22 protein-coding genes are annotated in these 26,445 nt (G+C 65.6%); 10 read left to right on the plus strand and 12 right to left on the minus strand.

Going from position 1 to position 26,445, the window contains the following annotated elements; translation table 11 throughout:
• Positions 1-7: 7 nt before the first annotated feature.
• The 4 genes from rimM (at position 8) to ABRP17_RS14005 (ending at position 2,325) form a co-directional block, all read left to right on the plus strand.
• Complete coding sequence (gene rimM, locus ABRP17_RS13990) at positions 8-520, plus strand: ribosome maturation factor RimM (protein ID WP_349985641.1); 513 nt, start codon at positions 8-10, stop codon at positions 518-520.
• Positions 520-1,293, plus strand: coding sequence for a tRNA (guanosine(37)-N1)-methyltransferase TrmD (gene trmD, locus ABRP17_RS13995; RefSeq protein WP_349985642.1), 774 nt, complete (start codon positions 520-522; stop codon positions 1,291-1,293). The genes rimM and trmD overlap by 1 nt, the downstream gene beginning before the upstream one ends.
• A 158-nt stretch (positions 1,294-1,451) precedes the next feature.
• Positions 1,452-1,856 carry a 50S ribosomal protein L19 gene (gene rplS, locus ABRP17_RS14000; protein WP_188326554.1) on the plus strand — a complete coding sequence of 135 codons (405 nt, stop codon included), beginning with the start codon at positions 1,452-1,454 and terminating at the stop codon, positions 1,854-1,856.
• Between the two features lie 88 nt (positions 1,857-1,944).
• Positions 1,945-2,325 (plus strand): DUF6404 family protein, encoded by a 381-nt coding sequence (locus tag ABRP17_RS14005; RefSeq protein ID WP_349985643.1) that lies wholly within the window; start codon positions 1,945-1,947, stop codon positions 2,323-2,325.
• A 228-nt stretch (positions 2,326-2,553) separates the two neighbouring features.
• On the opposite strand, the gene ABRP17_RS14010 is transcribed toward ABRP17_RS14005, so the two are convergent.
• The gene (locus ABRP17_RS14010) at positions 2,554-4,041 is read right to left on the minus strand and encodes an MATE family efflux transporter (protein ID WP_349985644.1); all 1,488 of its coding nucleotides are present in this window, start codon (positions 4,039-4,041) and stop codon (positions 2,554-2,556) included.
• Positions 4,042-4,220: 179 nt separating this feature from the next.
• Between ABRP17_RS14010 and ABRP17_RS14015 the strand changes: the two genes are divergently transcribed.
• A complete protein-coding gene (locus ABRP17_RS14015; protein WP_349985645.1) occupies positions 4,221-4,628 on the plus strand; it encodes a S4 domain-containing protein in 408 nt (135 codons plus the stop codon).
• Positions 4,629-4,793: 165 nt separating this feature from the next.
• Here ABRP17_RS14015 and katG read toward each other — a convergent pair whose 3' ends face one another.
• From katG to ABRP17_RS14050, 7 genes are all read right to left on the minus strand, one after another.
• Entirely contained in the window at positions 4,794-7,031 is a 2,238-nt protein-coding gene (gene katG, locus ABRP17_RS14020) for a catalase/peroxidase HPI (RefSeq protein ID WP_349985646.1), read from the minus strand.
• A 145-nt stretch (positions 7,032-7,176) separates the two neighbouring features.
• On the minus strand, positions 7,177-7,809 hold the full coding sequence (locus ABRP17_RS14025; protein ID WP_349985647.1) for a DUF937 domain-containing protein: 633 nt from the start codon (positions 7,807-7,809) through the stop codon (positions 7,177-7,179).
• Positions 7,810-7,924: 115 nt separating this feature from the next.
• Entirely contained in the window at positions 7,925-9,901 is a 1,977-nt protein-coding gene (locus ABRP17_RS14030; RefSeq protein ID WP_349985648.1) for an acyltransferase family protein, read from the minus strand.
• 206 nt (positions 9,902-10,107) lie between these two features.
• Positions 10,108-12,678, minus strand: coding sequence for a DNA mismatch repair protein MutS (gene mutS / locus ABRP17_RS14035; RefSeq protein ID WP_349985673.1), 2,571 nt, complete (start codon positions 12,676-12,678; stop codon positions 10,108-10,110).
• A 230-nt stretch (positions 12,679-12,908) separates the two neighbouring features.
• Positions 12,909-14,006, minus strand: a complete 1,098-nt coding sequence (locus ABRP17_RS14040; protein WP_349985649.1) for a hypothetical protein — start codon at positions 14,004-14,006, stop codon at positions 12,909-12,911.
• Positions 14,007-14,117: 111 nt separating this feature from the next.
• Positions 14,118-14,927, minus strand: a complete 810-nt coding sequence (locus tag ABRP17_RS14045; protein ID WP_372486797.1) for an EAL domain-containing protein — start codon at positions 14,925-14,927, stop codon at positions 14,118-14,120.
• Between the two features lie 66 nt (positions 14,928-14,993).
• Entirely contained in the window at positions 14,994-15,956 is a 963-nt protein-coding gene (locus ABRP17_RS14050) for a cation diffusion facilitator family transporter (RefSeq protein ID WP_349985650.1), read from the minus strand.
• Positions 15,957-16,099: 143 nt separating this feature from the next.
• Between ABRP17_RS14050 and ABRP17_RS14055 the strand changes: the two genes are divergently transcribed.
• Positions 16,100-16,885: a DUF6491 family protein gene (locus tag ABRP17_RS14055; RefSeq protein WP_349985651.1), complete on the plus strand. Its 786-nt coding sequence runs from the start codon at positions 16,100-16,102 to the stop codon at positions 16,883-16,885.
• Positions 16,886-16,899: 14 nt separating this feature from the next.
• Here ABRP17_RS14055 and ABRP17_RS14060 read toward each other — a convergent pair whose 3' ends face one another.
• Complete coding sequence (locus ABRP17_RS14060) at positions 16,900-17,118, minus strand: hypothetical protein (RefSeq protein WP_192081734.1); 219 nt, start codon at positions 17,116-17,118, stop codon at positions 16,900-16,902.
• A gap of 449 nt (positions 17,119-17,567) precedes the next feature.
• Between ABRP17_RS14060 and ABRP17_RS14065 the strand changes: the two genes are divergently transcribed.
• Positions 17,568-18,194 (plus strand): YiiX/YebB-like N1pC/P60 family cysteine hydrolase, encoded by a 627-nt coding sequence (locus ABRP17_RS14065; RefSeq protein WP_349985652.1) that lies wholly within the window; start codon positions 17,568-17,570, stop codon positions 18,192-18,194.
• Positions 18,195-18,281: 87 nt separating this feature from the next.
• The gene (locus ABRP17_RS14070) at positions 18,282-19,190 is read left to right on the plus strand and encodes an alpha/beta hydrolase-fold protein (protein ID WP_349985653.1); all 909 of its coding nucleotides are present in this window, start codon (positions 18,282-18,284) and stop codon (positions 19,188-19,190) included.
• A gap of 239 nt (positions 19,191-19,429) precedes the next feature.
• On the opposite strand, the gene ABRP17_RS14075 is transcribed toward ABRP17_RS14070, so the two are convergent.
• Both ABRP17_RS14075 and ABRP17_RS14080 read right to left on the minus strand, forming a co-directional pair.
• Complete coding sequence (locus ABRP17_RS14075) at positions 19,430-19,747, minus strand: hypothetical protein (protein ID WP_349985654.1); 318 nt, start codon at positions 19,745-19,747, stop codon at positions 19,430-19,432.
• Between the two features lie 101 nt (positions 19,748-19,848).
• A complete protein-coding gene (locus ABRP17_RS14080; RefSeq protein WP_349985655.1) occupies positions 19,849-20,241 on the minus strand; it encodes a ribonuclease inhibitor in 393 nt (130 codons plus the stop codon).
• A gap of 260 nt (positions 20,242-20,501) precedes the next feature.
• Between ABRP17_RS14080 and ABRP17_RS14085 the strand changes: the two genes are divergently transcribed.
• Positions 20,502-23,213: a PAS domain-containing protein gene (locus ABRP17_RS14085; RefSeq protein WP_349985675.1), complete on the plus strand. Its 2,712-nt coding sequence runs from the start codon at positions 20,502-20,504 to the stop codon at positions 23,211-23,213.
• A 43-nt stretch (positions 23,214-23,256) separates the two neighbouring features.
• On the opposite strand, the gene ABRP17_RS14090 is transcribed toward ABRP17_RS14085, so the two are convergent.
• The gene (locus tag ABRP17_RS14090) at positions 23,257-25,878 is read right to left on the minus strand and encodes an excinuclease ABC subunit UvrA (RefSeq protein WP_349985656.1); all 2,622 of its coding nucleotides are present in this window, start codon (positions 25,876-25,878) and stop codon (positions 23,257-23,259) included.
• A 182-nt stretch (positions 25,879-26,060) separates the two neighbouring features.
• On the opposite strand from ABRP17_RS14090, the gene ABRP17_RS14095 reads away from it, so the two are divergent.
• Entirely contained in the window at positions 26,061-26,423 is a 363-nt protein-coding gene (locus tag ABRP17_RS14095) for a glycine zipper 2TM domain-containing protein (RefSeq protein ID WP_349985657.1), read from the plus strand.
• Positions 26,424-26,445: the final 22 nt, after the last annotated feature.

A 26,445-nucleotide genomic window follows, 5' to 3' on the forward strand; every position in this document is an offset into this window, starting at 1 on the left:
TACGCAGATGAAAGATATCGAGCGCCGGATCCTGCTGGGCAGGGTTGCCGGCGCTTTTGGTGTGCGCGGCGAAATAAAGCTCGAGTCGTTTACCGAGCCACGTTCCGCCATCTTCAATTACCAACCGTGGATCGTGCGCAGCCCCTCGGGGCAGGAATCGACGCTGACCGGCGTGCGCGGACGCGACACCGGCAAGCATCTGATCGCACGGTTCCCCGGCGTCGACGACCGCGATGTGGTCGAAGCGATGCGTGGCACCGAGGTCTACGTGGCCCGCAGTGCGCTGCCGCCGCCGAAGCCCGATGAGTATTACTGGGTCGATCTGGAAGGCCTTGACGTGAAAACCGTCGAGGGCGTGTCGCTGGGCCAGGTGTCGCACCTGTTTTCCACCGGCTCCAACGATGTGCTGGTCACCCGCGGCGACCGTGAACGGATGATTCCGTTCGTGCTGCCGGAGTTCGTCAAATCGGTGGACTTCGACGCCAATCTGGTCGTGGTCGACTGGGATCCCGACTTCTGATGCGGTTCGACGTCATCACGTTGTTCCCTGAATTCCTCGCCCAGTCCGCTGGGCTGGGCGTGGTCGGACGGGCACAGGAAAAGCAGCTTTTCAGCCTGCATGGCTGGAATCCGCGTGATTACGCCGAAGGCAATTACCGCCGGGTGGACGACCGACCGTTCGGTGGTGGCCCCGGCATGGTGATGTTGATCGAACCGTTGCAGGCGTGTCTGGCCGCGGTGCAGGCGGCAGATCCGACGCCGGCGCGGCTGATTTACCTCAGCCCGCAGGGACGGCCGCTGACCCAGGCCAAGGTGCGGGAACTGGCGGCGTTGCCGCGGATGATCCTGCTCTGCGGCCGCTATGAAGGCATCGACGAACGTTTCCTGCAGGGCGAGGTCGACGAGGAAATATCCCTCGGCGACTACGTGCTGTCGGGCGGCGAGCTCGGCGCCGCCGTGATCATCGACGCGGTTGCCCGGCTGCAGGAGGGGGCGTTGAATGACGCCGAATCCGCCGCCCAGGACAGCTTCGAAGGGGAACTGGGCCTGCTCGATTGCCCGCATTTCAGCCAGCCGGCCCAGCATCCCCTGGGAAATGTGCCGGACGTGCTGCGGTCAGGCAATCACGCGGCCATCGCTGCCTGGCGGCGCCAGCAATCGCTGGTGCGCACCGCACAGCGGCGGCCGGAGCTGCTGGACGAGGCTGCCTTGTCCAAGGCGGATCGCAAGCTGCTGGAGCAGGGCAGGCAGGAGCTGGCCCGCCAGGTCCCGCCAACGGATCAAAACCCCTAGCGCGCTGGCCCCGGAGTGGGCTAGAATCGCGGATTACCTCGGCCGTTCACCGCCGACGTGCATTACACATAACAAACGTGCAGCACAGTCCAGTGACTGCATGAGCCCTACGTTGTCAATCGACACGCCCACCCGAACATACGAATCGGTGTAACCCAATGAGCAAGCTGAACAAGTCCATCCTCGCAGATTTCGAATCTGCCCAGATCACCCGCGAACTGCCGAAGTTCAGCCAGGGCGACACCGTTGTCGTCAACGTGAAGGTGAAGGAAGGCAACCGCGAGCGCGTGCAGGCCTATGAAGGCGTTGTCATCGCGACCAAGAACGGCGGCCTGAACTCCGCATTCACCGTCCGCAAGATCTCGCACGGCTACGGCGTCGAGCGCGTTTTCCAGACCCACAGCGCCATCATCGACTCGGTCGAAGTGAAGCGTCGTGGTAAGGTCCGCGCCGGTAAGCTGTACTACCTGCGTGGCCTGGAAGGCAAGGCTGCCCGCATCAAGGAAGATCTGGCTGCTGCTGCGCAGGCCAAGGCCGCGCGCCTGGCTGCCAAGGCCCAGTAATACCCGTCGACAACTTCGGTTGTCGCCGCAACGGCCGCCTTCGGGCGGCCGTTTGCGTTTGGGTGGCAGGAGCCGCTATGTTCGGGGGATGAATGCACAACCTCCCCTGATTCCCGAACATTACCCACCGCAGGTGCGGCGCGCCCTGCAGAAACTGGATGCCGCCGGTGCTAAACGCGCGATGTCCGCACCGCCCTTATACCGCCTGTTCTGGCGACTGGGCTGGGACGTGGCACCGCCGGTACTGGCCAGCTTCGCCACCAACGTGCTCACCACCGGCCTGTGGTTCGGTGCCGGCTGGGGACTGGCGATGTGGCTGCTGTTCTGGCGCACGACTGGCATGACCGGCGCGACGATGGTGGCCGCGGGATTGCTGGCGGGGCTGTTGTTCGGCGTCTGCATGGCCTTGCTGCTGCGCTACCAGCGCCAGCGCCTTGGGCTCCCGTTGTGGAGCGAAATCAACCACTGAGATTGCGCCGCGCCTGTGATGCGGCGGGGCAAATCGACGCGACGGGGCAAATCGGCACGGCGGGATGACTCGTGCCTCGGTAGAGCCGACTTCAGTCGGCTGCTTTTCGATGGAGCAGCCGACTGAAGTCGGCTCTACCGGAGCTGGGCATGGAGCAGCCGACTGAAGTCGGCTCTACCCTGATCCGGATCCGGTGGGCGCGGGCGGTGGTGGCGTGCCACCGGCGGCTCAGCGCGGTGGGGCGGCCGGGGACACCGCCGTCGGTGCCGCCATCTCCAGCGCGGCATCCGGGTCGGCGACCGGCGACGGCGGGCTGGCCGGAACCTCGGCGGGCGTGCCCTGTGCCGGGGCACCCATCATCCGCGCCTTGCGCCAGCCACCCCAGCGGTAATACGCCAGCGACAGCAGCATCGACACCAGCGAACTGGCCGGGAAACTCCACCAGATCGCATCCACGCCCAGATAGGGCTGCAGCAGTTCGGCGAAGGGCACGCGTACGCCCCACAACGACCCGGCCAGGATCAGCAACGGCGCCAGCACCGCGCCGGTGGAACGCACCACGCCGGAGATCACGAAGCTGACACCGAAGAACAGGAAAGACCACACCGCGATGTGGTTGAGGTGGCGCGCGGCCTCCAGCGCCTGGCTGCCGTCCGGCAGGAACAACGCCAGCGTGTAGCGATCGAGCAGGATCAGCGGGGCGATCAGCACGCCGGTCATCAGGAAATTGAACAGCACGCCCTGCCGCGCGGTGGCGCGCACCCGTCCCCACTGCAGCGCGCCCACGTTCTGCGCGGCCATCGACGAACACGCCGCGCCGATCGCCATCGCCGGCATCTGCACATACGTCCACAGCTGCAGTGAAGCGCCGTAGGCCGCTGCGGTATCGGTGCCGTACTGGTTGACCATGGTCATCAACATGATCATCGACAACGAGATCAGCACCATCTGCAGGCCCATCGGCACGCCCTTGACCACCAGCGCTTTCAGGATCGGCAGGTCCACTTTGAACAGCGCCATATCCTTGCGACCCAGCCACAGCACGTGGCGCTTGTGGCGCATGTACAGCAGCAACGCAATCAGCGACAGGGTCTGCGCGATCAGGGTCGCCCACGCGGCGCCCGCGATGCCGAGCTCGGGCAACGGGCCCAGGCCGAAGATCAGCAACGGGTTGAACACGATATCCAACGCGACCGAAACCAGCAGGAAGCGGAACGGCGTGCGCGAATCGCCCGCACCGCGCATGGCGGCGCTGAGGAAGGCGAACGCGTACAGCGTGGGCATCGCGAGAAAGATGACTTTCAGGTAGGCCTCGGCCAGGGGCAGCGACTCGGCCGGCGTGCCCATCGCGGAAAGCAGCGGATGCGCAAGGAACCAACCGGCCACCGCGATCACCACCGACAGGCCGATGAAGAAGGTGGCGCTGGTGCCCATCACCCGACGCGCCTGGCCGATGTCCTTGGCGCCCATGGCCTGCCCGATCAGGATCGTCGACGCCATGCCGATGCCGAAGACCGAACCGATCAGGAAGAACATGATGTTGTTGGCGTTGGCTGTCGCCGTCAACGCGGCTTCGCCGAGGAAGCGCCCGACCCAGACCGCATTCACCGAGCCATTCAACGACTGGGCGATGTTGCCCGCCAGAATCGGCAGCGAGAACAGCAGCAGGTTGCGGCCGATCGGGCCGGAGGTCAGGTCAAGGGGCGCTTTTGCCATGGGCTGGAGATCGAACGGACGTACGCGAACACTAGCACTTGGCGGGTCTGCAGGATGTGGCGGTGAATCATTCACCGATGGGCACCGCAGGTAGACGGGGGGAACCTTGATTGCTGGTGGGAAGCCCGCATGTCCTGAGCACAATCACCTTGAATCCGCGAACGGAGCAACCCCTGTCGATGACCGAGCTTTCCCTGCCGCAGCCCAGCGTCCGTCTGGACATCTGGTTGTGGGCGGCACGATTCTTCAAGACCCGCAGCCTGGCCAAGCAGGCGGTGGACACCGGCAAGGTGGCCGTGGCCGGACAGCGACCGAAGTCATCCCGTGCGGTGCGCGTGGGTGAGCAGCTGACGATCGAGCGGGGCGAAGAGCACTTCGAGATCGCGGTGGCCGCGCTCAGTGATCAACGCGGGCCGGCGACCATGGCGCAGCAGCTGTATGTGGAAACCGAAGCGTCCAAGGCGCGGCGTGCCGAGACACGTGCACTGCGCATCGCCGCGCGTGATGGCTACCAGGCGCCGGAACACAAGCCGGACAAGCGGGCGCGCAAGTTGATCCGTGCACTGGGTGATCTGGACGCTATCTAGCAGTCATGGCGTCAATCGCATAGGTCAGGAACCGACGCGTCTACCTATGACGTGACCGTAATGGAACTGCATCACGGACGCGCGCCGCTTCAGCGAACACGCTCGCCCGGCCTTGCCGACAGGTACCGGCATCACACCAGTACCTGTCGTCCGCACTGCGCAGGCTTACGCGTGCAGGTCGTAGCGGTCCAGTTCCATCACCCGCGTCCAGGCGGCGATGAAATCCTGCACGAACTTCTTCTGCCCGTCGTTGCTGGCATATACCTCGGCAAGCGCACGCAGCACCGAGTGAGAGCCGAACACCAGATCCGCACGGCTTGCGGTCCAGCGCGTGGTGCCGCCGCTGCGGCTGATGCCTTCATAGCCATCGCCTGCAGCCTTCCATTGCGTGCCCAGGTCCAGCAGGTTGACGAAGAAGTCGTTGCTCAACGTGCCCGGCCGGTCGGTCAGTACGCCGTCCTTGCTGCCGTCCACCGTCGTGCCCAGCACGCGCAGGCCACCGACCAAAGCGGTCAGTTCGGGCGCGGTCAGGGTCAGCTGCTGCGCCTTGTCGATCAGCAGTGATTCGGCTGGGACGCTGTAACGGCCCTTCAGGTAGTTACGGAAGCCATCGGCCGCCGGCTCCATCACCGCGAACGAGTCGACATCGGTCTGTTCCTGGCGGGCATCGGTACGGCCCGGGGTGAACGGTACGCTGACGTCATGGCCCCCCGCCTTGGCGGCCTGCTCGATGCCGACACCGCCAGCGAGCACGATCAGATCGGCCAATGAAACCTGATGGCCACCTTGGCCATTGAACTCGGACTGCACCGTTTCCAGTGCGGCCAGCACCTTGGCGAGCTGCTGCGGCTGGTTGACCGCCCAGTCTTTCTGCGGGGCGAGGCGAACACGCGCACCGTTCGCGCCACCGCGCTTGTCGCCGCCGCGGAAGGTCGATGCCGAGGCCCACGCCGTGGACACCAGCTCGGCGATGCTCAGGCCGGTTGCGCTGATCTTCTGCTTCAGCGTGGCGATGTCCTTGGCATCGATATGCGGCTGCGTTGCGGCGGGCACCGGATCCTGCCAGACGAATTCTTCGGCCGGGATCTCCGGCCCCAGGTAGCGCGCACGCGGCCCCATGTCACGGTGGGTCAGCTTGAACCACGCACGTGCGAAGGCATCGGCGAAGGCCTGCGGATCGGCGAGGAACTTCCGCGAAATCTTCTCGTACGCGGGGTCGAAGCGCAGCGCCAGGTCGGTGGTGAGCATGCTCGGGCGGTGCTTCTTCGATGGATCGAAGGCATCGGGAATGACCGCCTCGGCGTCCTTGGCCACCCACTGGTGTGCGCCGGCCGGGCTCTTGGTCAGCTCCCACTCGTACTTGAACAGGTGCTCGAAGAAGTCGTTGCTCCACTGCGCCGGCGTGCGCGTCCACGTCACTTCGAGGCCGCTGGTGATGGTGTCGCCGGCCTTGCCACTGCCGTAGCGGTTGCGCCAGCCCAGGCCCTGGTGTTCCAGGTCATCCGCTTCCGGTTCAACGCCGACATTGTCGGCCGGGCCGGCGCCGTGCGTCTTGCCAACCGTATGGCCACCGGCGATCAAGGCCACGGTTTCTTCGTCGTCCATCGCCATGCGGCCGAACGTATCGCGGATGTCATGCGCGGCGAGCACCGGATCCGGGTTGCCGTCCGGACCTTCCGGATTGACGTAGATCAGACCCATCTGCACCGCGGCCAGCGGGTTTTCCAGCTTGCGCGAATGCACATCGCCATCGGCATCGTCATCGGACACCAGTACGCCGCCGGCTTTCTCCACGCCTTCCGACCCGTGCTTGTAACGCTCGTCACCGCCCAGCCACGTGGTTTCGCGACCCCAGTAGACGTCCTGGTCCGGCTCCCAGCTGTCCGCACGACCGCCGGCAAAGCCGATCACCTTGAAGCCCATGGACTCCAGTGCGACGTTGCCGGTGAGGATGATCAGGTCGGCCCAGGAGATGGCCTGGCCATACTTCTGCTTGATCGGCCACAGCAGGCGACGAGCCTTGTCCAGGCTGACGTTATCCGGCCAGCTGTTCAGCGGAGCGAAGCGTTGCTGACCCCGGCCACCACCACCGCGGCCATCGCCGACGCGATACGTGCCCGCGCTGTGCCACGCCATGCGCACGAACAGGCCGCCGTAATGGCCGAAGTCGGCCGGCCACCAGTCCTGCGAATCGGTCATCAGCCGCTTGAGGTCGAACTTCAGTGCAGCGTAATCGAGCTGCGTGAACGCTTTGGCGTAATCGAACTGGGGATCGAGCGGATTGGAGCGCGCGGAATGCTGGTTGAGCAGGTCAACGCGCAGCTGCTTGGGCCACCAGTCCTGATTGGTGGTGCCTTCACCGGTGACGGCATGGTTGAAGGGACATTTTGCTTCGCTTTTCATCGGTAGCTACCTGTGTACTGGCGAGGAGGATCGACCGAACCAACCTAAACACGCACGCACAATCGGTACAGTCGATTTATTCAAACATACTGATAGGTGTGGGCTATAGGACATGGCCTATACGTCATGCGTGTTCGCAATCGACTCAGGGGCGCTTGCCGAACAAGCCGCTGCCGATCTTCATGACGTCACCGATGCCGAACTTGCCGTCGCCATCCTGATCCAGCAGGCCAGCGAGGCCACCGCCGGCCATGCCCGAGGCCTGCGCCTCCTGACCCAATTCCTGGCTGAGCTGCCCGGCATTGCCCTGCTGTGCAAAACGCTGTGCCAGGTACGACATGACAAGGGGCGCGAGCAGGGCGAGCAACTGGCTGGACTTGCCGCTGTCCAGGCCGGTTTTCTGACCCAGCAACTGGGCAGCCTGCGGCGTTTGGCCACCGAACACATGGCCGAGGATGCCTGCACCGTTGGTGGCCTGGCCACCGCCGCCGCCCAGCACCGCACCGAGCAGGCCCCCCAGATCGAGGCCGCCGGACGCAGCCGCTGGAGCGGCCGCGCTGACGGTCGAATGGTCTCGCTGCAAGGCATTCAGCAGCGACTGCGCGCCTTGGGGGTTGCTGGCGTTGTTGCCCAGAGCCCCCATCAGCAGCGGCAGGGCGGACTGGATGGCCTGGCTTGCCTGGTTGCTGTCCACGCCCAGCGTCTTGGATACCTGCTGCAGGGCAGGGCCCTGCTGCAGTTGCTGGAGGAGCGTGGAAGTGAGCGAGGAAGCATTCATGGCGGAGCTCCTGGGCGGTGGATGGGAAACCGCCCGAGCATAGCGCTGCGTGCACTAGCCCGGTGCGAAGGCCTCACGCCGCGCTCGAACACGCCAACCACAAGCCTGGCCCCTGTCACTCCTCGGTGCCTTGGCCAATCCGCAGCAGCAGTCGGTCGAAATCAGGCAGGAGTACCCGGTTGCCGTGCCCGCTGAGGTGATCCTGATCGAAGAACAACGGCTGCTCGCCATCCATCGCCGTGCAGCGCTCTGCTGTGCATAGCAGTGGCATGGGGTCCCATATGTGCACGGCGGGGTACCGCGCGGCCAAGCGTTGCAGCAGTGCCATCTGTGGGGCCCGCAGTGCTTCCATCTGTGCGCGGGGCACGCTCAGCCCACCGGCGCAGGCCGGATTCATCCGGTTGAAAGCGTCAGAGCACCGGTAAGCGGCCGAACGAAACACTGGCAGGGGGGCATCAATGATGACCTGCACCTTCAGCGGTTCCAGTCGCGCCAGCACGTCATCCGCCTCACGCTCGGCAGCAGCTTCATCAGTCGCACTGCGCTTATTACGCAGCGTGGCAAAGGCTGCCTCCTCTCCACCGCTGAAGTCCACATCGCGCAGTTCCGGCATGCGCAGGGACGCGAGCAGTACGATGTCGCCGGGCCGCGCATCGCGTTCGATCCCGGACAGCACGCGTTCCAGGTATGGCGCACACTGGTCGCTGCTGGCTCGCAACAGATTGACGATGCTACAACCGCCTCGCTCATCCATGTGCAGGTTGAGGTCGAACTGCCGCGCCGCGATGCTCACCATGTTGCGATACGCCGCCGCGTGCGAGTCGCCCGCCACGAACAGATTGCGTCCCGCCAGTGCAGGTGCATCGATCGTTTCAACCGGCATCCACTTCGGTTGCCGCTGCGCCCGCCAGGTGTAACCGTCGCCGGTGGTGCTCAGTGACAGACTGTCTGTGTACTGGACGGTGGTCCAGGCGGCTGCCGTGGACACACCCAGCCCGGCCATTGCGACGAGCAGGATCTTGCCGGGATGCCAGCGTTTGCCCCAGCCTGCCGCGCGCACCGGGCATTCCACCCAGTGGTAGGACGCGCTGGCCAGCATCAGCAACAGCACCGGATAGGCCCACAATGCGATGCCCTGCATGCCGTAGGTCCAGCGCAGCAGCACCAGCAGCGGCCAGTGCCACAGATACAGTCCGTAGGAAAGGCGGCCAAGGTAGGCCAGCGGACGCCACTGCAGCGCGCGCAGCAGTGGCTGGGCCCGCTGGGCACTGGCGGCCGCCGTCGCCGCTGCAAGCAACATCAGCGTGCCGACGACGGTGCCTATCACCCCTGGGACAGGGGACAGCAACTCTGGTACGAACAGGAAACCGACCACCAGCAGCAGCATCCCCGGCAGCGCCCAGCCCTGCCAGTGGGGGGGCAGCCGACGCGTGGCGACGAACTGATACAGCAGCGCGCCCGAGGCCAGTTCCCAGAATCGTGCGGGCAGCAGGTAGAACGCCGACACCGGCGCAGAACGCGTCTGCCAGGCGCCGAAGCACAGCGATGCCAGTGCGAGCACCGGCAGCAGCCACTGCGACCACGCCTGTGTGTGTCTGCCGCGCAGCCAGACCAGGAACAGCAGCGGGAACAGCAGGTAGAACTGCTCTTCCACACCCAGCGTCCAGGTGTGCAGGAAGGGGTTGAGATCGGCACCGGGTGAGAAGTAATCGCCCCCCTGCCAAGCCAGAACGAAGTTGCTGACGCCCAGCAGTGCGCCCAGGCCGGTCTGGTCGAACTGCTCGTTCCGCCATGCACGCGGAATGAGCAGTGCGGACAACAGGAAGGTGACCAACAGCACCAGCAGCAGCGCTGGTAGCAGGCGCAGTACCCGCCGCCGATAGAAATCCAGCAGGAAGCGGCCCGCGTGGTCGTTCGGCCGTGAGGCCAATGATTGGCTGATGACGAAGCCGGAGACGACGAAGAACAGGTCGACGCCGGTGAAGCCGCCGGGCAGCAGCGTGGCGTCGACATGGAATAAAATCACCGCGATGACGGCGAGCGCGCGTAGGCCGTCGATAGCATTGTCACGGCGTGGTGTCGTGTAGGACATGGATGAATCCGTGGCAGGCGAGGCCACAGGATCAGAACGATGGTCTGCCCGGACAAGGGGCAGGCACGACAGTGCTGAAAACGGTTGGGCTGGCGTTGCGTCGCGACAGCCGACTGAAGTCGGCTCTACCTGGGTGCGACGGCGGCAACGTTACCGCTGCCGCCTGCCTGGCTGATTCCGGCGCGTCACTACCGCTCCGGCAGGACTCAGATCAGCGCTTTCAGCCGGTACAGCGCTTCCAGCGCCTGGCGCGGTGTCAGCTCGTCCGGATCGACCGCCGCCAGGGCGTCCAGCGCGGCCGTATTGTGCGCGGCAAACAAGCCGAACTGCTGCGGTGCATCCAGCGCCTGCGGTGCAACCGCAGCCGACTGGGTCTCGCCCCCACGCTGCTCCAGCTCGGCCAGACGGCGACGCGCCTGCGCCACCGTTGCCCGCGGCAGGCCGGCCAGCGCCGCGACCTGCAGGCCGAAGCTGCGGTTGGCCGGCCCGTCCTTTACGGCATGCATGAACACCAGTCGCTCGTTGCCGCCCTGGTCGGTGTGCTCCACCGCATCCAGATGCACATTCGCGATGCCGCTGCGGCCACCTTCGTGCTGTTCGTCGGCCAAGGCGGTCAGCTCGAAATAGTGCGTGGCAAACAGCGTGTAGCAGCGGTTGTGCCACGCCAGATGACGGGCCACCGCATCGGCCAGCGCCAGTCCGTCGTACGTCGATGTGCCACGGCCGATCTCGTCCATCAACACCAACGAATGCGCCGTGGCGTGGTGCAGGATGTAACTGGTTTCGGCCATCTCCACCATGAAGGTGGACTGCCCGCGCGCGAGGTCGTCGCCTGCACCGATGCGCGTCAGGATGCGGTCGATCGGACCGATCACCGCGCGGCTGGCCGGCACGAAACTGCCGATATGGGCCAGCAGCACGATCAACGCGTTCTGCCGCATATAGGTGGATTTACCGCCCATGTTCGGGCCGGTGATGACCAGCATGCGGCGGTCCGGATGCAGATCCAGGTCATTGGGTTCGAAGGGCTGGTCACGCACCGCTTCCACCACAGGATGGCGACCGCGCTCGATCTTCAGGCATGGCGCCGTTTCCAGCTCCGGGCGCGACCAGTCCAGCGCCTGCGCGCGTTCGGCGAAGCCGGCCAGTACGTCCAGTTCGCTCAGGGCGCCGGCGCACTGCTTCAGTGGTTCCAGGCACTCGCCCACCGTGTCGAGCAGTTGCTCGTACAACTGTTTCTCACGCGACAGCGAGCGGTCACGCGCAGACAGCACCTTGTCTTCGAAGGTCTTCAGTTCTTCGGTGATGTAGCGCTCGGCATTGGTCAGTGTCTGGCGGCGGGTGTAATGCACCGGCGCGCGATCGGACTGTCCCTTGCTGATTTCGATGTAGTAACCGTGCACGCGGTTGTAGCCGACTTTCAGCGTGGCGATGCCGCTGCTCTCGCGCTCGCGCTGCTCCAGGTCCACCAGGAACTGGTCCGCATGAGTGGACAGCCGGCGCAGTTCGTCCAGCTCGTCATCGAAGCCATCGGCCAGCACGCCGCCATCGCTGAGCTTGAGCGGTGGCATTTCGGCGATCGCACTGGCCAGCAGGCGCGCGCAGTCGTCATGCTCGCCCAGCAGCTGATGCAGCGCCTGCAGGCGCGGCGAATCGAGCGGCGCCAGCACCTCGCGCACTGCCGGCAGCAGGCCAAGTCCATCGCGCAACGTGGAGAAATCGCGCGGTCGCGCCGAGCGCAGGGCCACGCGGGTGAGGATGCGTTCCAGGTCGCCCAGGCGACGGAACTGCTCGCGGATGTCCGCCTCCGCGCCGCGGTCGATCAGCGTTTCCACCGCGTGGTGGCGCTGCACCAGCACATCGCGCAGGCGCAGCGGGCGATGCAGCCAACGGCGCAGCAGACGGCCGCCCATCGGGGTGACGGTGCTGTCCAGGACGCCGAGCAGGGTGTTGCGCGTATCACCGTCCACGCGCGTATCCAGCTCCAGGTGACGGCGCGTGGCAGCGTTCATGGCGATCGCTTCGCCCGCGTCTTCCATCGCGATGGACGTCAGGTGGGGCAGGCGCTGTTTCTGCGTTTCTTCCACATAGCCCAGCAGCGCACCGGCCGCGCCGGTGGCACGCGGTTTGTCATCGATACCGAAGCCGCTGAGGTCATGCAGCTTGAAGAAAGTCAGCAACTGGCGGCGGCCGCTATCGGCGTCGAACAGCCACGGCGCACGCAGGCGCACGCCCTTGCGCTGGCGCAGGAACTCGGGCCAGTTGTCTTCGTCGGGCACCAGCAGTTCGGCCGGTTCCAGACGGGCAAGCTCTGCCTCCAGCGCGTCGTCGGTGTCCACTTCGTTGACCAGGAAGCGGCCACCGGCCAGATCGGCCCATGCCAGCCCGTAACCGGACTTGCTGCGCGACAACGCCATCAGCAGGGTGTCACGACGCTCATCTAGCAGCGCTTCGTCGGTGACCGTGCCGGGAGTGACGATGCGCACGACCTTGCGTTCAACCAGCCCCTTGGCCAGGGCCGGATCGCCGATCTGTTCGCAGATGGCGACCGACTCGCCCAGCGCGACCAGCCGGGCCAGGTAGCCCTCGTAGGCGTGGACGGGGACGCCGGCCATCGGAATCGGCGCGCCGCCTGAACTGCCGCGCTGGGTCAGGGTGATGTCCAGCAGGCGGGCGGCTTTGCGGGCGTCGTCGTAGAAGAGCTCATAGAAGTCGCCCATGCGGAAGAACAGCAGCAGGTCCGGGAACTCGGACTTTGCGGCGAAGAACTGCTTCATGAGCGGGGTGTGTTCGGGCTGCTTCTGGGTCACGCGGGGGCCATCGGGATACGGGTGCGGGCACGGGGTGGCCGCGGGTGGACCATTGTAGGGGAGGGGGGCGATGGGGGCGATGGCTACGGCTGCGCTGGGCAACCCTTGTGCAAAACCGGGCTCTTCAGGGCGCCATCGCGAGCGGTTTTATGCGTCCATGCGGACGAAAGCACCAGAATGGTGCCGACGCGACCGATTCAGAAATAGAACCCCACATTGAGATTGAACCGCGAGCGCCAGCGCGACGGTCCCCCGTCATTGATGCCGATGCCTTCACCCCCAGCGAACCACATGTCCTTGCCGGCTATCCAGTCCACGTAGGTCAGCATGATGCCCTTCTGCAGGCTGCAGCCGCTGACGTTCTGCACGGAGGTGCGCGTGCCCGCCGTGCGCTGCACCGGGCGCGCCGCACTCAGGTTGTTGTAGCAGGTGATGTCATCCAGCCAGCGCTGCTCGCCGAACGAATAAGCCAGGTTCACCGACGGCACATCCGCGTGCGCGGCGATCTCGAACGGCGCCTGGAAGGCGGACAGCGCGATGCGCTCACCGGGGACGTCGTAGCGGTAGCGCGCCCATTGCACCTGCGCCGTCCAGCCTTCGCGCTGCCACTGCGCATGCACGGCAGCACCGTGGTGACCTTGATGGCGGCGCGTCTGTGTGTTCTGCACGGTGCCACTGAAGCCCGACGCGCCCACCAACACCTCACCGCCCGCCCAGTCGGTGTTCCGCTCGTAGCGCAGGTGCACACGGTCGCGTTCTCGGTAGGGCAGCCCCGGCACCTGCGCCACGTCGAAGGAATACCGATCCGTGCGGGAGCCGGTGCCGTATTCGTCGCCGGCAAACCAGCCGATGTGCCACGCGTGCGCACCCCGCTGGTGACTCACCACCACGCCGGGATCGTAGTCGTCTTCGATACCGAGGTAATAGCCCGCACCGAACCAGAAACTCTGCGACACCGTGGGCAGCAGGCCGAAGGGCACCTGCTGGATGCCGGCGGTAACGAGCGTGGATTCCGTGGCCTGCCATCCGACCTGCGCGTGATGCACCGCGTCGAAGCCGTCGTACCAGCGATACTGTGCCGAGAACGTAAGCGGCCCGCTGCCTGCTTTGATGTCCGCGCGCAGCAGCTCCAATTGCAGCCTGCTGGTGGGGCCATAGTCCAGCCACCCGTAGTTGAAGCGTACCGCGCCGCCGATGTCCGCGTAGGGCGCGGTAGTGGATGACGGCGCATCCTCTGCGCGTAGTTCAGTGCTGGACCACGCGGTGGCCAGCAACAACGGGAGTGCTCTCTTCATAGCGCCGTCGGGCTCCAGGAAGCGGAAGAAGGCCCGACACCTTAACGCGTCGCTGTGAGGATATTGACCACGATGCGGGATGCGCGCGCTGCTTCGCGCACACGGGCGCCATCACTCCGATGCCGTGGCAGGCAGGCGCAGCTGTTCCCAGAGCGACCCATCGACGGTGCCCAGTGCCTCCAGTTGCGGCTTCCCGAACAGGTAGCCCTGGTACAACGCAATGCCCAGCGAGTGCAGGAACTGGTACTCCGCCACGGTCTCCACCCCCTCGGCCAGCACCGTCGAGCCGACCGACGTGCCGATGTCCACGACCCCCCTGACAATGGCTTGGCGCACCGGGTCGGTGTCGATGCCACGGATCAGTGCCATGTCCAGTTTCAACAGGTCCGGCTGGAAATCGGCGAGCAGGGTCAGCCCGGCATAACCGGCGCCGAAGTCATCGATCGCGGTCAGGAACCCGCGGGCGCGGTAGTCGCGGAAGATGCGGGTGATGTGCAGGCGGTCGCGCATCTGCTCGGCTTCGGTTGTCTCGAAGATCAGTTTTTCGGTGGGGAATCCGCAGGCCTGCGCAGCGCTCAAGGTCAGGCGGATGCAGGTGGCCGGCTCATACACGGCGTTGGGAAAAAAGTTGATCGACAGCCGTTCACGCAGCCCGAGGCGCGAGGCGGTTTCGATGGCCTTGACCCGGCAGGTCTGGTCGAAACGGTACAGCTGCTCCGGGCGCACCTGGGCGATGACATCGCCCGCACTGCCGCCGTCCATCGAGCGCACCAGCGCCTCGTAGCCGAAGATGGATTCGTCGCGGGCGTCCACGATGGGCTGGAAGGCCATGCGGACGTCGAAATCCAGTCGGTTGTCACCCTGGCAGCCCGCGCAGGGATGCGGGCTGCCGCCCGTGCCGAAGAAACGTTCCAGGTACATCAGCAGTCTCTCGAGTGGATAGCATCATGGTGCCGCGAACGGCGGGGCATGCCAAGCAGGCGTCCGTCATTCCGTCGGTGCGGGACCGGCCAGCATCGCGGCACGTCGTGCGCGATAGGTTTCCGGCGTCTGCGGCTTGATGAACAGGGCCGTCAGCTCCGGATACTCGCTTCTCACCGTGGTCTCGATGCGCGCGATGCAGGCCTCGATTTCCGGCGTGGTGCAATCATCTTCGAACTCCGCGCTCAGCATCGCCACGACTTGATTGGGCCCCATCTGCATGGTGCTCAGGCCGTTGGCGTGGCGCAGGTCAGGATCGGCGTTGGCTACGGCCATGATGCGTTCGGCCACGTGCGGGTGCGCCGGTTCGCCGACGAGCAGACCCTTGGTTTCACGGGCGAGCAGGAAGGCCGTGAGCGCCAGCACGCCGGCGATGCACAGCGACGCCACGCCATCCAGGACGGGCATGTCCAGCACCTGCGCGGCCAGCAGGCCGGCCATCGCAAAGAAGAGCCCGAGCAGGGCGGCGCTGTCTTCCAGCAGGACGGTGAACGTGGTGGGGTCCTTGCTGCGGCGGAACGCTTCGAAGTAGCCCATGCTGCCCTTCGTAGCGCGGAACTCGCGCAGCGCGATCCACCACGAAGCGCCTTCGAACACCATGGAGACGCCCAGCACCACATAGCTCACGGTGTGGTTCGTGGCCGGCTCCGGATGGCGGATGTGCTGGATGCCTTCGTAGGCTGATACGCCTGCACCGGCCGCGAACACCAGCAGGGCCACGATGAAACTCCAGAAATACAGCTCGCGACCGTGGCCGAAGGGGTGGGCCGCATCCGGCTTGCGCTCTGCGCGGCGCAGTCCGTACAGCAGGAGCACCTCGTTGATGGTGTCGACCAGCGAGTGCACACCCTCGCTGACCATGGCCGAGCTGCCCGATATACCGGCGGCGACGAACTTGGCGATGGCGATGGCGAGGTTGCCGGCGAGGGCGGCATAGATGACGAGACGGGAGCCGGAGGGCTTGGCCATGGTGGGGGAACCGGTGGGGAGGCCCATCATCGACAACGGGCTGTGCCGACTGCGTGCACGGCGGGGCGGCGGTAATCTGGCGGCAATGTTCCGTCTACAGGGTGCATGCTAGGTTCGACCCATCCCCGTGCAAGGACAGCATCGTGATCAAGACCCTACGCCTTGTTTCCCTTGCCATGGCCGGGCTGGTCCCGGGCGTGGTTCTTGCCCAGCAGGGCCCCGCCGACCGGGTGCCGCCGGCCTCCCACTGCCTGGATGCGCGCGATATCCGTCAGGTAGAACAGGCCAGCGCGGAGTCCATCGCGGTGCGCGGCGGCAATGGGCAGGCGTATCGGATTGATTTCAGCGGGGAGGGATGCCCGGGCATCAACGAAGCCAGTCAAGTGCGGCTGGACGCACCGGCGGGCTGGGCCTGCGGCCGCCCCAGCGAGCAGGTTGTCGTGGATGGGCGGAACTGCGGCATCAGTGCGGTGACGGTGATCGACAACCGGGATTTCGCTGAGGCTGCCCGTGAAAGCAGCCGTCAGTTCGCCGCTACGCTGCCGGGCATCACGGTGACCGGCGACGTTGACGCCCAGAGCGCACGCCGCAGTGCGCGGCATACGTTCCAAGGCACGCCCGATTTCTGCTTTGCCACCCGCCATGTACGCAGCTGGAATGAAGATCCGCAGGGTGTGGTGGTTGAAACCAATCCACGCCGCAACGGCGGCGTGCGTTACTACCGTGTGGAGCTGGGCGGGTCCTGCAGCATTCTTGCCGGCGCACAGTCGGTGGACTTTCAGTCCGGCTTCCAGAACGGTCTGATCTGCGGCAACCCGGGCGACCGCATCGTGATGACGCCGTCGGGCATCATCGGTGACCTGCGCGCCAGCACGCCCCGTTTCGCGCGGCCGGGCTGTGAGGTGCTGGCGGTGTACCCGAAGTACTAGCCGGGGGGCAGGGATCAGGGCGCGCACCAGTCGGTGGCCGATGACGCGCGCACGAGCTGCCTGGCCGCTACGATCAGGCCCTCCTGCAGGTGCTCGCTGAGCGTGCCATCGACGTCTCCGTCGCGCTGGGCGATGTGTGCGGCATGCAGGATTTCCAGAAGGGCGGCCAACCCCTGCAGCCGGCTTTGCGCGGCTGCCGACAGCGGATCGGGGCAGAGGGAATAGGGGGGCATCGGCGGACCTCGCAGGCGGTGACGCCCCCTGCGTCAAGGCGCAGGGTGGCGGGCGATGCGGGTTGGCGTACCGGGAGAAACAAGTCGAAAAACCGGCGGATTGAGAGACATCCCCACACATCACCCGCCGCAGGATCGGCAGGACGATGCATTCTCCGCCGTGCCCCGAGGGGCAGAACAGAGTCCAAGACTTGTTTCAAGCACGGGACGCCAATCCCGACTGACGTGTTGCCACGTCAGCAGGGCCATCGTGGGCAGCGGACTGCGCTTTCGTCCATGAGAAAAGCTGTGATGTGGCGCCGCCACCCCTATCGGGACGTAACCTGCAGGGTAGAGCCGCGCAGCCGATCCGACACACAGGACGGCACGGGCCCGCGCCACCGACGGCTGCGCCATGCCGTTTACGACATGGCATCATCACCGCCTTGCCCCAGCCCCGGTGAGTGTTCATGCCAAGCCTGCTGCTTTTCCTCGTCATGCTGGTTGCGCCCGTGCTGTCGGCCCAGGCCGCGCCGGTCCAGCCGCAGAACGGCGATCTGCTGTTCGTCACCGCCGCCCGTACCGGGCTCAGCGGGGCCATCCACGATGCCACCGGCAAACAGGGGGCGGCGAGTTACGACCACGTTGCACTGGTCGCGCACGAAGAGGAGGGCGAGGTGGTGCTGCATGCGGACGAGAAAGGTTCCCGCGCGCAGGACCTGGACAGCTTCCTCGCCGATGCGCGGGCCAAACATCGACAGGTCATCGTCTACCGTTTGAAAGGCGAAGCGCGCACGGCGATCCCGGCGGCCATCGCACGTGCGCGTACGTTGCTGGGCAAGCCGTACAACTTCACCTATGTGCAGGACGAAGGCAGTTACTACTGTTCTGATTTCATCGAGCGCGCGTTTCGTGCACAGCACGTGTTCGCTACCCAGCCGATGAACTTCAAGAATCTGCAGACGGGCGAGATATCGTCGTACTGGGTGGATTTCTACAAGAGCAAGGGTATGGAGGTTCCACAGGGTGCACCGGGAACCAATCCGAATGACATGTCCGCCTCGCCGATGCTGGAACGCATCGGCAGCGCGCTGTAAGGCTGCACGCGCAGGCGTCGGCACTCTTTCGCCTGCCGAAAGGGAATCGTCCCTGCTTTTGGATTCAGACGTATCGGAGATAGCGGGATGAACATGGTGTTGACTGCCGTGCTGGCGGTTTTTCTTGTGGGATGCGGATCGGCATCGGCATCCGTGCCGGTCGCGCAGCGGGGCCAGGGGCAGCCGTATGAGATCGTTGGCAGCGAGGTGTGGGACGTGCCCGATCCGGTGTCGGGCCGCGGGTACCAGGTGTTCGTCAACCTGCCGGCGTCGTATGCGAAGGACCCTGCACGCCGTTACCCCGTGCTGTATGTCACCGACGCCGACTATGCTTTCCCGGTCCTGCGCCAGGTGGGCAGGCGGCTGGGCAGTTCGGTGCAGGAATTCATTCTGGTGGGCGTGTCCTACGCGGTAGGCGAAGAGGGCACGACCAGCCGGCGTCGCGACTACACGCCCACGGCGCTGGGCGCGGCCGATGCGCCGGATGGCGCGGTGCATGGCGGTGGTGCCGCACACGCCGCCTATCTGCGGGACCAGGTGCTGCCCTTCGTCGCGCAGCGTTTCCGAACGGATGAAACGCGTCGGCTGTTCCTGGGGCACTCCTACGGGGCACTGCTGGGTACGCAGATCCTGTTCAGCGATCCCGCGCTTTTCTCCGGCTACGTGCTCGGCAGCCCCTCCTACTGGTACGACGACCACGTCATGGACCGCATGGAGCGGGAGTCTACGCAGACGCTGCGTGACATGCCGGCCAATGTGTATTTCTACATCGGCGAGTACGAGGCCAAGAAGGTCGGTGACCCGCGCTACCTGCAGGACGATGACATGGTGGAGGATGCCCGCCGGATGGAGCGCACGTTGCGCGCGCGCAAGTATCCGTCACTGAAGCTGCGGCTGGACGTGTTGAACGATGAAGACCACCTGACGGTCGCCCCGCGTGGGTTCACGTTGGGCTTGAAGTATCTGCTGCCCGGGCCGAGCAAAACCGACCCGTAACGCATGCAGGCCGGTAGAGCCGCGTGGTAGAGCCGACTTCAGTCGGCTGCTTTGGAGCAAGGCCGAGGTAGAGCCGACTTCAGTCGGCTGATCTTCAACCAGCCGACTGAAGTCGGCTCTACCACCCCCACACCGTCCCATCGCCCGATCCCGTCCCACCGTCCCCACATCGCCCCATCGCCCGATCCCGTCCCATCGTCCCCACCCAGCCCCATTGCTCCCACCCCGTCCCATTCCCGCTACGGGGTCGCGTCCGGTTCGGGCGGCATGAAGAACTCCACTTTGCCGCAGCCCGTGCAGAGAAACGATTCGAAGCGCTTTCGGTTGACCAGCAGCTCACCGATGTTACCCAGCAGGAGAGGCCACATGCGCGTGCCTTCATGCAGTTGCAGGGTGCCGGCGAACTGCATGGGCGATGCGCAGCGCAGGCAGCGCTCGGGCGCGTAAGCACCGGGATGCGCAGCCAGCGGTGCGGTGGAATCAAATCCGCAGTTGCCACAGACGTCGGATTCCTGCGGAACGGCGGCGCCACAGTGGTTGCAGGACCAGCAGATCATCGTGTGTTGTTTCCTCTGACGGTGCAGGACCGAGTGTAACCGGCGGAGGGTAGAGCCGACTTCAGTCGGCTTCGCCGATATGCAGCCGACTGAAGTCGGCTCTACCTGCTGGGTTGCAGGTGGATGTTCGGGTGGGCGGCGAATATGTCCAGCACGATGTCGAAATAGGTCTGACCGGTACCGTCTTCCAGCGCCTGCAGTTGCTGGTTTATGCGGGTGGTCGAAAAACCGGGTTGCGCGAGTTTCTGCTGCAGCCATTCGCGGGTGGCTTCAAGGCCGAGAGACGCCCTGCTGATGTCCATGTCCCGCCACACCACCGTGGCTTGCTCCATGCCCAGCAGCTTCCCGTAGCCGCCGTACAGCAGGTCGTCCAGCGCATCGAGGCTGGCGCCCAACGTCCAGTCTTCGTCCTCCATGAACACCCGGTTGAGCTCGGCATACAGTGCCGGTATGTCGGTGATGCGGGATCCTTCGATGATGAAGCGGTCGGTCATCTGGCTCTCCTGGGCGGGGTGGACGTTGACATGTTCTTCGCGCGGCTGGAATAAATTGCCACCATTAAGGCTGTGGCGTACGCAGGTTGTCCATCTCGTTTTCCTCCAGCGTCACCCCCCGCACGTTCCCTTTCCACGATGGCCCGGCGGCGGCGCAGATCCGTGCGCGGGACTGGGCCGACACGGCCATCGGGCCGCCGCCGCAGTGGCCGGCTGCGCTTCGCCAAGCCACCAGCTTGATGCTGTCTTCGCCGGAAAGCATGTACATCGCATGGGGTGAGGATCTGACGTTCCTGTTCAATGATGCGTACACCCCTATCCTGGGTCCGCGCCTTGCCGGGGCCATGGGAAAGCCGCTGCGCGCAGTGTGGGCCGATGCATGGGACGCGGTGCGGGTGCCGATCGAACAGGCGTTGGCGGGCGAGGGCTCACGCTTCGACAGCGTGCCGGTGCAGATGAACCGTCAAGGCGAACCGGAAGATACCTGGTGGACTTTCTCGTTTTCGCCCATCCATGACGATGAAGGACGCATAGGGGGCGTGTTCTGCGTGACGCGCGAGGTCACGCAGATCGTGGTCGCGCAGCAACGGCTGGCGCACGAGAACGAGCGCCTGATTGCGCTGTTCGAGAAGTCGCCGATGTTCATGGTCTTTCTCAACGGGCCCGAGCACCGGATCGAACTGGCCAACCCGCGCTATACCGAGCTGGTCGGCCATCGCGATCTGATCGGGCAGCGGTTGGTCGACGCAGTGCCGGAAGCCATCGACCAAGGCTACCTGCCGTTGCTGGACGAGGTGTACCGTACCGGCGAAACCTACATCGGCACCGAAGTCTCTTACGCGCCCCTCTCGGTAGACGGCAGACTGGGCGACAAACGCCTGCTCGATATCGTGTTCCAGCCGGTCAAGGATGCGCAGGGAGCCCCGCTTGGCATATTCGTGCAGGGGCTGGACGTAACGTCGCAGGTCGACCTGCAGCGGAGTCTGAAGTCCAGCGAATCCCGCCACCGGCAGATCATGGACAGCGCGATGGACTACGCCATCTTCGCGACGGATCTGCAGGGGCGCATCACGTTGTGGAACGAGGGGGCGCGACGTACGTTGGGCTGGACAGAAGAAGAGATGCTGGGGCAGACCCCGGAGCGGCTGTACAACGAGGTGGATCGCCGCGCCAAGCGTTTCCAGCACGGCATGCGCGTCGCGCTGGCCGAGGGAGGACTGACCGGCGAGCGGCCGTTCGTGCGCAGGTCGGGCGAGACCTTCTCGGCGCAGGGCGCGATGACCGTGCTGCGGGACGAGGACGGTACGGCGCATGGGTTTGTCATCGTGCTGCGTGATCGCAGCGCCGAGCGCGCCGCCATCGATGCGTTGGCCGACAGCGAGCGGCGACTGGGTGCATTGGTCGGCGCGTCATCCCAGGTGTTGTATGCGCTGTCGGCCGACTGGACGGAACGTCGGCAGATACTGCGCCAGGGCGATACAGTGCGTCTGCTGCCGCCGGACTGGAACTGGCGAGAGGCGTTCGTCCATCCCGATGACCATGCGCTGCTGGCCGCCGAGATCGCGAAGGCGAGTTCAGAAAAGAAGCCGTTGGAGATCCACCACCGTACGCCGCTGAACAAGGGCAGCCATCGCTGGGTGCTGATGCGCGTGGTGCCGATGCTGGATGCCGATGGCAACGTCAGCGAATGGTTCGGCACGGCAACCGACGTCACCGAGAAACGCGAGGCGGAGGAGCGCCTGCAGCAGTTGACCATTACCTTGGAAGAGCGCGTGCGCGACCGCAGCGCCGAATTGCTGATGACCGAGGAGAAACTGCGCCAGAGCCAGAAGATGGAGGCGGTGGGCCAGCTTACCGGTGGCATCGCCCATGACTTCAACAACCTGCTCACTGCGGTCTCGATGGGGCTCGAGCTGTTGGAGATGCGTGTCGCCCAGGGCCGCTTCGATGACCTTGGTCGTTATGTCGAGATGGCGCGCTCCGGTGCAGACCGCGCCGCAGCGCTGACCCAGCGCCTGCTGGCGTTCTCCCGTCGGCAGACCCTGGCCCCGACGGCGGTGGTGATGGAGACGATGGTGCAGGGCATGCTGGAGATCATTTCGCGCTCGTTGGGCCCTTCCATTGCCATCCGCACCCGTTTCCACGATGGCGGCGCCGCGGTGCAGGTGGACGGACCGCAGCTGGAGAATGCGCTGTTGAACCTGTGCATCAATGCGCGGGATGCCATGCCCGCCGGCGGCACGCTGGCCATCACCAGCGAGGCCATGGATCTGGCAGCGGTGGAGGCTGCCGCGCTGGAGGTGCCGCCCGGCCCGTACGTGCGCCTGTCGGTGGAAGACAGTGGCACCGGCATGGAGCCGGAGGTGGTCGAGAAAGTATTCGAGCCGTTCTTCACCACCAAGCCGATCGGGCAGGGCACGGGCCTGGGGTTGTCGATGATCTATGGGTTCACCCGCCAGTCCGGTGGTCAGGTGCGGGTGGATTCCCGGCCGGGTGAGGGCACCACGATGCATCTCTACCTGCCGCAGTTGGTGGGTGATGTGCAGCCGGCAGGCATCGCACCGGTGGAGACGGGAGAGCGCGCCCTGCAGGGCCGTCCCTTGCGCACCGTGTTGCTGGTGGAAGATGAGACCGCAGTGCGGGTACTGGTCAGCGAGGTGCTGGTGTCGGCGGGCTACCGGGTGCTGGAAGCATCGGAGGGCCCTCCGGCCGTGGACATGCTGCGCTCGGTGGAGGCGATTGATCTGCTGGTGACGGATGTGGGGTTGACCGGCCCGTTGAACGGGCGTCAGGTGGCCGATGCCGGACGGCAGTGCCGCCCCGGCCTGCCGGTGCTGTTCATCACTGGCTACGTGGCCACCGCGGCAGTGGGGGCGGGGCACCTGGAAGACGGGATGGAGGTGCTCGCCAAACCGTTCGCCGCCGCAGAATTGATGCGACGCGCGAATGCGTTGGTGGAGCGGGGTCGGTAGGCCCTTTGGTATTGGTCGGTCCTCCGCCGAGTGTGGCTCGGGCCTACGGAGTGCGGTCGAGTGTGGCTTTCAGGAAGGGGGCGGTGATGCTGTCCTTGGCCTTTGCCACATGCCGCGGTGTGCCTTCGCTGATGATCCTCCCGCCACGCTCACCGGCGCCCGGCCCCATGTCGATCACCCAATCCGCATCGGCCACCACGCGCATGTCATGTTCAACGGTGACCACGGTGTTGCCCGCATCGACCAATCCGTGCAGCTGCACCATCAGCTTGTCCACGTCGGACGGATGCAGCCCCGTGGTCGGTTCGTCCAGCACGTACAGCGTGTTGCCGCGCTGCGCGCGCTGCAGTTCCGTCGCCAGTTTGATCCGTTGGGCCTCGCCGCCGGACAGCTCGGTGGCCGGCTGACCCAACCGGAGGTAGCCCAGCCCGATCGCCTGCAGCAGCGCCAGCGGTTTGTGCACGGCGGGCTGCTGATCGAAGAAAACCAGGGCGTCGTCGACGGTCATGTCCAGCACCTCGGCGATGTTGCGGCCTTCCCAGGTCACTTCGAGCGTCTTGGCGTTGTAGCGCGCACCGTGACACGTGGGGCAGGGCGCGTAGACGCTGGGCATGAACAACAGCTCGACGCTGGTGAAGCCTTCGCCTTCGCAGGTGTCACAGCGGCCCTTTGCGACGTTGAACGAAAAGCGCCCGGCGTCGTAACGGCGCGCGCGTGCCTGCCGGGTGGCGGCGAACAGCTTGCGCACGTGGTCGAACAGCCCGGTATAGGTGGCCAGGTTGGAGCGTGGGGTACGTCCGATCGGCTTCTGGTCAACGTTCACCAGCCGCCGGATACCTTCGCCGCCGCTGGCAATACGCCCGGCGGACTGAACCAGCAGGTTCGGGCGCGGATCATCCCCCTCGCTTTCTTCGACCTGCGGCTCATGACCCAGCTGCAGCCCGACCAGTTCCACCAGCGCCTGGCTTACCAGGCTGGATTTGCCCGATCCGGAGACGCCGGTGACGGCGGTCAGTACGCCCAGCGGGATGCGGGCGGACAGCCCCTGCAGGTTGTTGCGCTGCAGCCCCTCGAGCTGCAGCCAGGCCTCTACGGTGCGTGGGGTACGCGGCGCAGGCGGCTGCTGGTTGAAGAGATAGCGCGCGGTGCGCGACTGTTCGACCGCCGCCAATCCGGCCGGCGGGCCGCTGTGCAGTATCCGTCCGCCGTGCTGGCCCGCATCCGGGCCCACGTCCACCAGCCAGTCGGCCCGCCGCATCATCTCCAGATCGTGCTCGACGACGAACACCGTGTTGCCCGATTGCTTGAGCGCATCCAGCGATGCGTGCAGCGCGGCGCTGTCCGCCGGATGCAGCCCGGCCGTCGGTTCGTCCAGCACGTAGACCACGCCGAACAGGTTGGAGCGGATCTGCGTGGCCAGGCGCAGGCGCTGCAGTTCGCCGGGTGACAGCGTGGGCGTGGCCCGATCCATCGACAGGTAGCCCAGACCGAGCCCCTGCAGTGTGGCGATGCGCTGCACCAGGTCGTAAGTGATGCGCTGTGCGGCGATACGCTTGTCTTCGCTGAGCTCCGGCGTGCGGCGTACATCTGAGCCACCGGCGTGCGCTGAGCCGCCCGCGGCAACGCGTCGCGCCGTGGCCTTGCCAGAGGCCTTGCGGCTCAGCGTGGCCCTGCCGTCTTCACGGGTCGACTCGAAGCGGCCTTCCGATGCAGGCCGCAGCACCTCGGCCATGCGATCCAGCGAAAGCTGCGACAGCGATCCGATATCCCGTCCAGCGAAGGTGACCGATAGCGCTTCGCGCTTGAGGCGACGGCCATCGCAGAGAGGACAGACGCTGCCCACCATGTAGCGAGAGACGCGTTTCTTCATCAACGCGCTTTGCGTGCTGGCAAAGGTGTGCAGCACGTAGCGGCGGGCCCCGCTGAAGGTGCCCATGTAGGCCGGCTCGGTCTTGCGACGCAGTGCGGTGCGCGTCTCCGCCGGCGTGAAGCCGGGATAGACGGGCACCACGGGCTGCTCTTCGGTGAAGAGTATCCAGTCCCTCTGTTTTTTCGGCAGGTCGCGCCAGGGAACATCGACGTCGTAGCCCAACGTGACCAGGATGTCGCGCAGGTTCTGGCCATGCCAGGCAGGCGGCCATGCGGCGATGGCGCGCTCGCGGATGCTCAAGGAAGGATCCGGCACCATGGAGGCCTCGGTCACGGCGTAGACGTGGCCGAGTCCGTGGCACTCCGGGCACGCGCCCTGCGCGGTGTTCGGCGAGAAATCCTCGGCATACAGCATCGGCTGCGACGCGGGATAGCTGCCTGCGCGCGAGTACAGCATGCGCAGCAGGCTCGACAGGGTGGTCACGCTGCCCACCGATGACCTCACGCTGGCCGTGCCGCGTTGCTGCTGCAGTGCTACCGCAGGCGGCAAGCCTTCGATGGAGTCGACGTCCGGAACGCCGACCTGATCAATGAGTCGACGCGCATAAGGAGCGACCGACTCGAAGTAGCGACGTTGGGCTTCCGCGTACAAGGTGCCGAACGCCAACGAGGATTTGCCCGAGCCGGATACACCGGAGAACACCACCAGCGCATCGCGCGGAATATCGACATCCACGTCCTTGAGGTTGTGTTCGCGGGCGCCGCGCACGCGGACGAAGTCGTCGTGTTTTTTCATGTTTCCAGTCTGCCACGTTGTCTGGCAGATCCAGAAGCGGGACACGCTCCCGTGACGCCCAGCTTGGACGCGAGCTGAATGGGACTGTCGTCGTGCACGCGGCCTGCACGCGAATTCACGCGGGTTTGCACCGGCGGGGCGAAGACTGGCACCACGTTAACGAACCGTATCAGGAGTCCTCCATGAAGATGTCCATCCCCTTGTTGTGCGCTGGCGCCCTGATGGCCGTTTCCACGGCGGTCTCGGCGCAGAATTACGGTCCTCGCGATGAAGGACGCCGCTTCGACGATGGCAGCCGCGTGGTCTGCCGCAATGTCGAAGTGCAGCGCAACAGCAAGGATTCCAATCGCATCGTCGGCACCGCGACCGGTGCGGTGGTGGGCGGCCTGCTGGGCAACCAGGTAGGCGGCGGCAACGGCAAGAAGCTGGCCACCGTGGCTGGCGCGGTGGCAGGCGGCGCGGCCGGGCGCAACATCCAGGGTCGTCAGCAGCAGAAGAACGGCGACCGCGTGGTAGAGCGCCGCTGCGAGCGCGAATACAGGTAACCCCTGCAGCGCGCTCTGTCTT

The sequence above is a fragment of the Stenotrophomonas sp. WHRI 8082 genome, assembly GCF_040223995.2.
In the GTDB taxonomy this organism is placed as follows: Bacteria; Pseudomonadota; Gammaproteobacteria; order Xanthomonadales; family Xanthomonadaceae; genus Stenotrophomonas.

Bases quoted from the DNA above. Each gene is read 5' to 3' on its own strand.
- rimM (WP_349985641.1), top strand. From the start codon at position 8: ATGAAAGATATCGAGCGCCGGATCCTGCTGGGCAGGGTTGCCGGCGCT.
- trmD (WP_349985642.1), top strand. From the start codon at position 520: ATGCGGTTCGACGTCATCACGTTGTTCCCTGAATTCCTCGCCCAGTCC.
- rplS (WP_188326554.1), top strand. From the start codon at position 1,452: ATGAGCAAGCTGAACAAGTCCATCCTCGCAGATTTCGAATCTGCCCAG.
- ABRP17_RS14005 (WP_349985643.1), top strand. From the start codon at position 1,945: ATGAATGCACAACCTCCCCTGATTCCCGAACATTACCCACCGCAGGTG.
- ABRP17_RS14010 (WP_349985644.1), bottom strand. From the start codon at position 4,041: ATGGCAAAAGCGCCCCTTGACCTGACCTCCGGCCCGATCGGCCGCAAC.
- ABRP17_RS14015 (WP_349985645.1), top strand. From the start codon at position 4,221: ATGACCGAGCTTTCCCTGCCGCAGCCCAGCGTCCGTCTGGACATCTGG.
- katG (WP_349985646.1), bottom strand. From the start codon at position 7,031: ATGAAAAGCGAAGCAAAATGTCCCTTCAACCATGCCGTCACCGGTGAA.
- ABRP17_RS14025 (WP_349985647.1), bottom strand. From the start codon at position 7,809: ATGAATGCTTCCTCGCTCACTTCCACGCTCCTCCAGCAACTGCAGCAG.
- ABRP17_RS14030 (WP_349985648.1), bottom strand. From the start codon at position 9,901: ATGTCCTACACGACACCACGCCGTGACAATGCTATCGACGGCCTACGC.
- mutS (WP_349985673.1), bottom strand. From the start codon at position 12,678: ATGAAGCAGTTCTTCGCCGCAAAGTCCGAGTTCCCGGACCTGCTGCTG.
- ABRP17_RS14040 (WP_349985649.1), bottom strand. From the start codon at position 14,006: ATGAAGAGAGCACTCCCGTTGTTGCTGGCCACCGCGTGGTCCAGCACT.
- ABRP17_RS14045 (WP_372486797.1), bottom strand. From the start codon at position 14,927: ATGTACCTGGAACGTTTCTTCGGCACGGGCGGCAGCCCGCATCCCTGC.
- ABRP17_RS14050 (WP_349985650.1), bottom strand. From the start codon at position 15,956: ATGGCCAAGCCCTCCGGCTCCCGTCTCGTCATCTATGCCGCCCTCGCC.
- ABRP17_RS14060 (WP_192081734.1), bottom strand. From the start codon at position 17,118: ATGCCCCCCTATTCCCTCTGCCCCGATCCGCTGTCGGCAGCCGCGCAA.
- ABRP17_RS14065 (WP_349985652.1), top strand. From the start codon at position 17,568: ATGCCAAGCCTGCTGCTTTTCCTCGTCATGCTGGTTGCGCCCGTGCTG.
- ABRP17_RS14070 (WP_349985653.1), top strand. From the start codon at position 18,282: ATGAACATGGTGTTGACTGCCGTGCTGGCGGTTTTTCTTGTGGGATGC.
- ABRP17_RS14075 (WP_349985654.1), bottom strand. From the start codon at position 19,747: ATGATCTGCTGGTCCTGCAACCACTGTGGCGCCGCCGTTCCGCAGGAA.
- ABRP17_RS14080 (WP_349985655.1), bottom strand. From the start codon at position 20,241: ATGACCGACCGCTTCATCATCGAAGGATCCCGCATCACCGACATACCG.
- ABRP17_RS14085 (WP_349985675.1), top strand. From the start codon at position 20,502: ATGTACATCGCATGGGGTGAGGATCTGACGTTCCTGTTCAATGATGCG.
- ABRP17_RS14090 (WP_349985656.1), bottom strand. From the start codon at position 25,878: ATGAAAAAACACGACGACTTCGTCCGCGTGCGCGGCGCCCGCGAACAC.
- ABRP17_RS14095 (WP_349985657.1), top strand. From the start codon at position 26,061: ATGAAGATGTCCATCCCCTTGTTGTGCGCTGGCGCCCTGATGGCCGTT.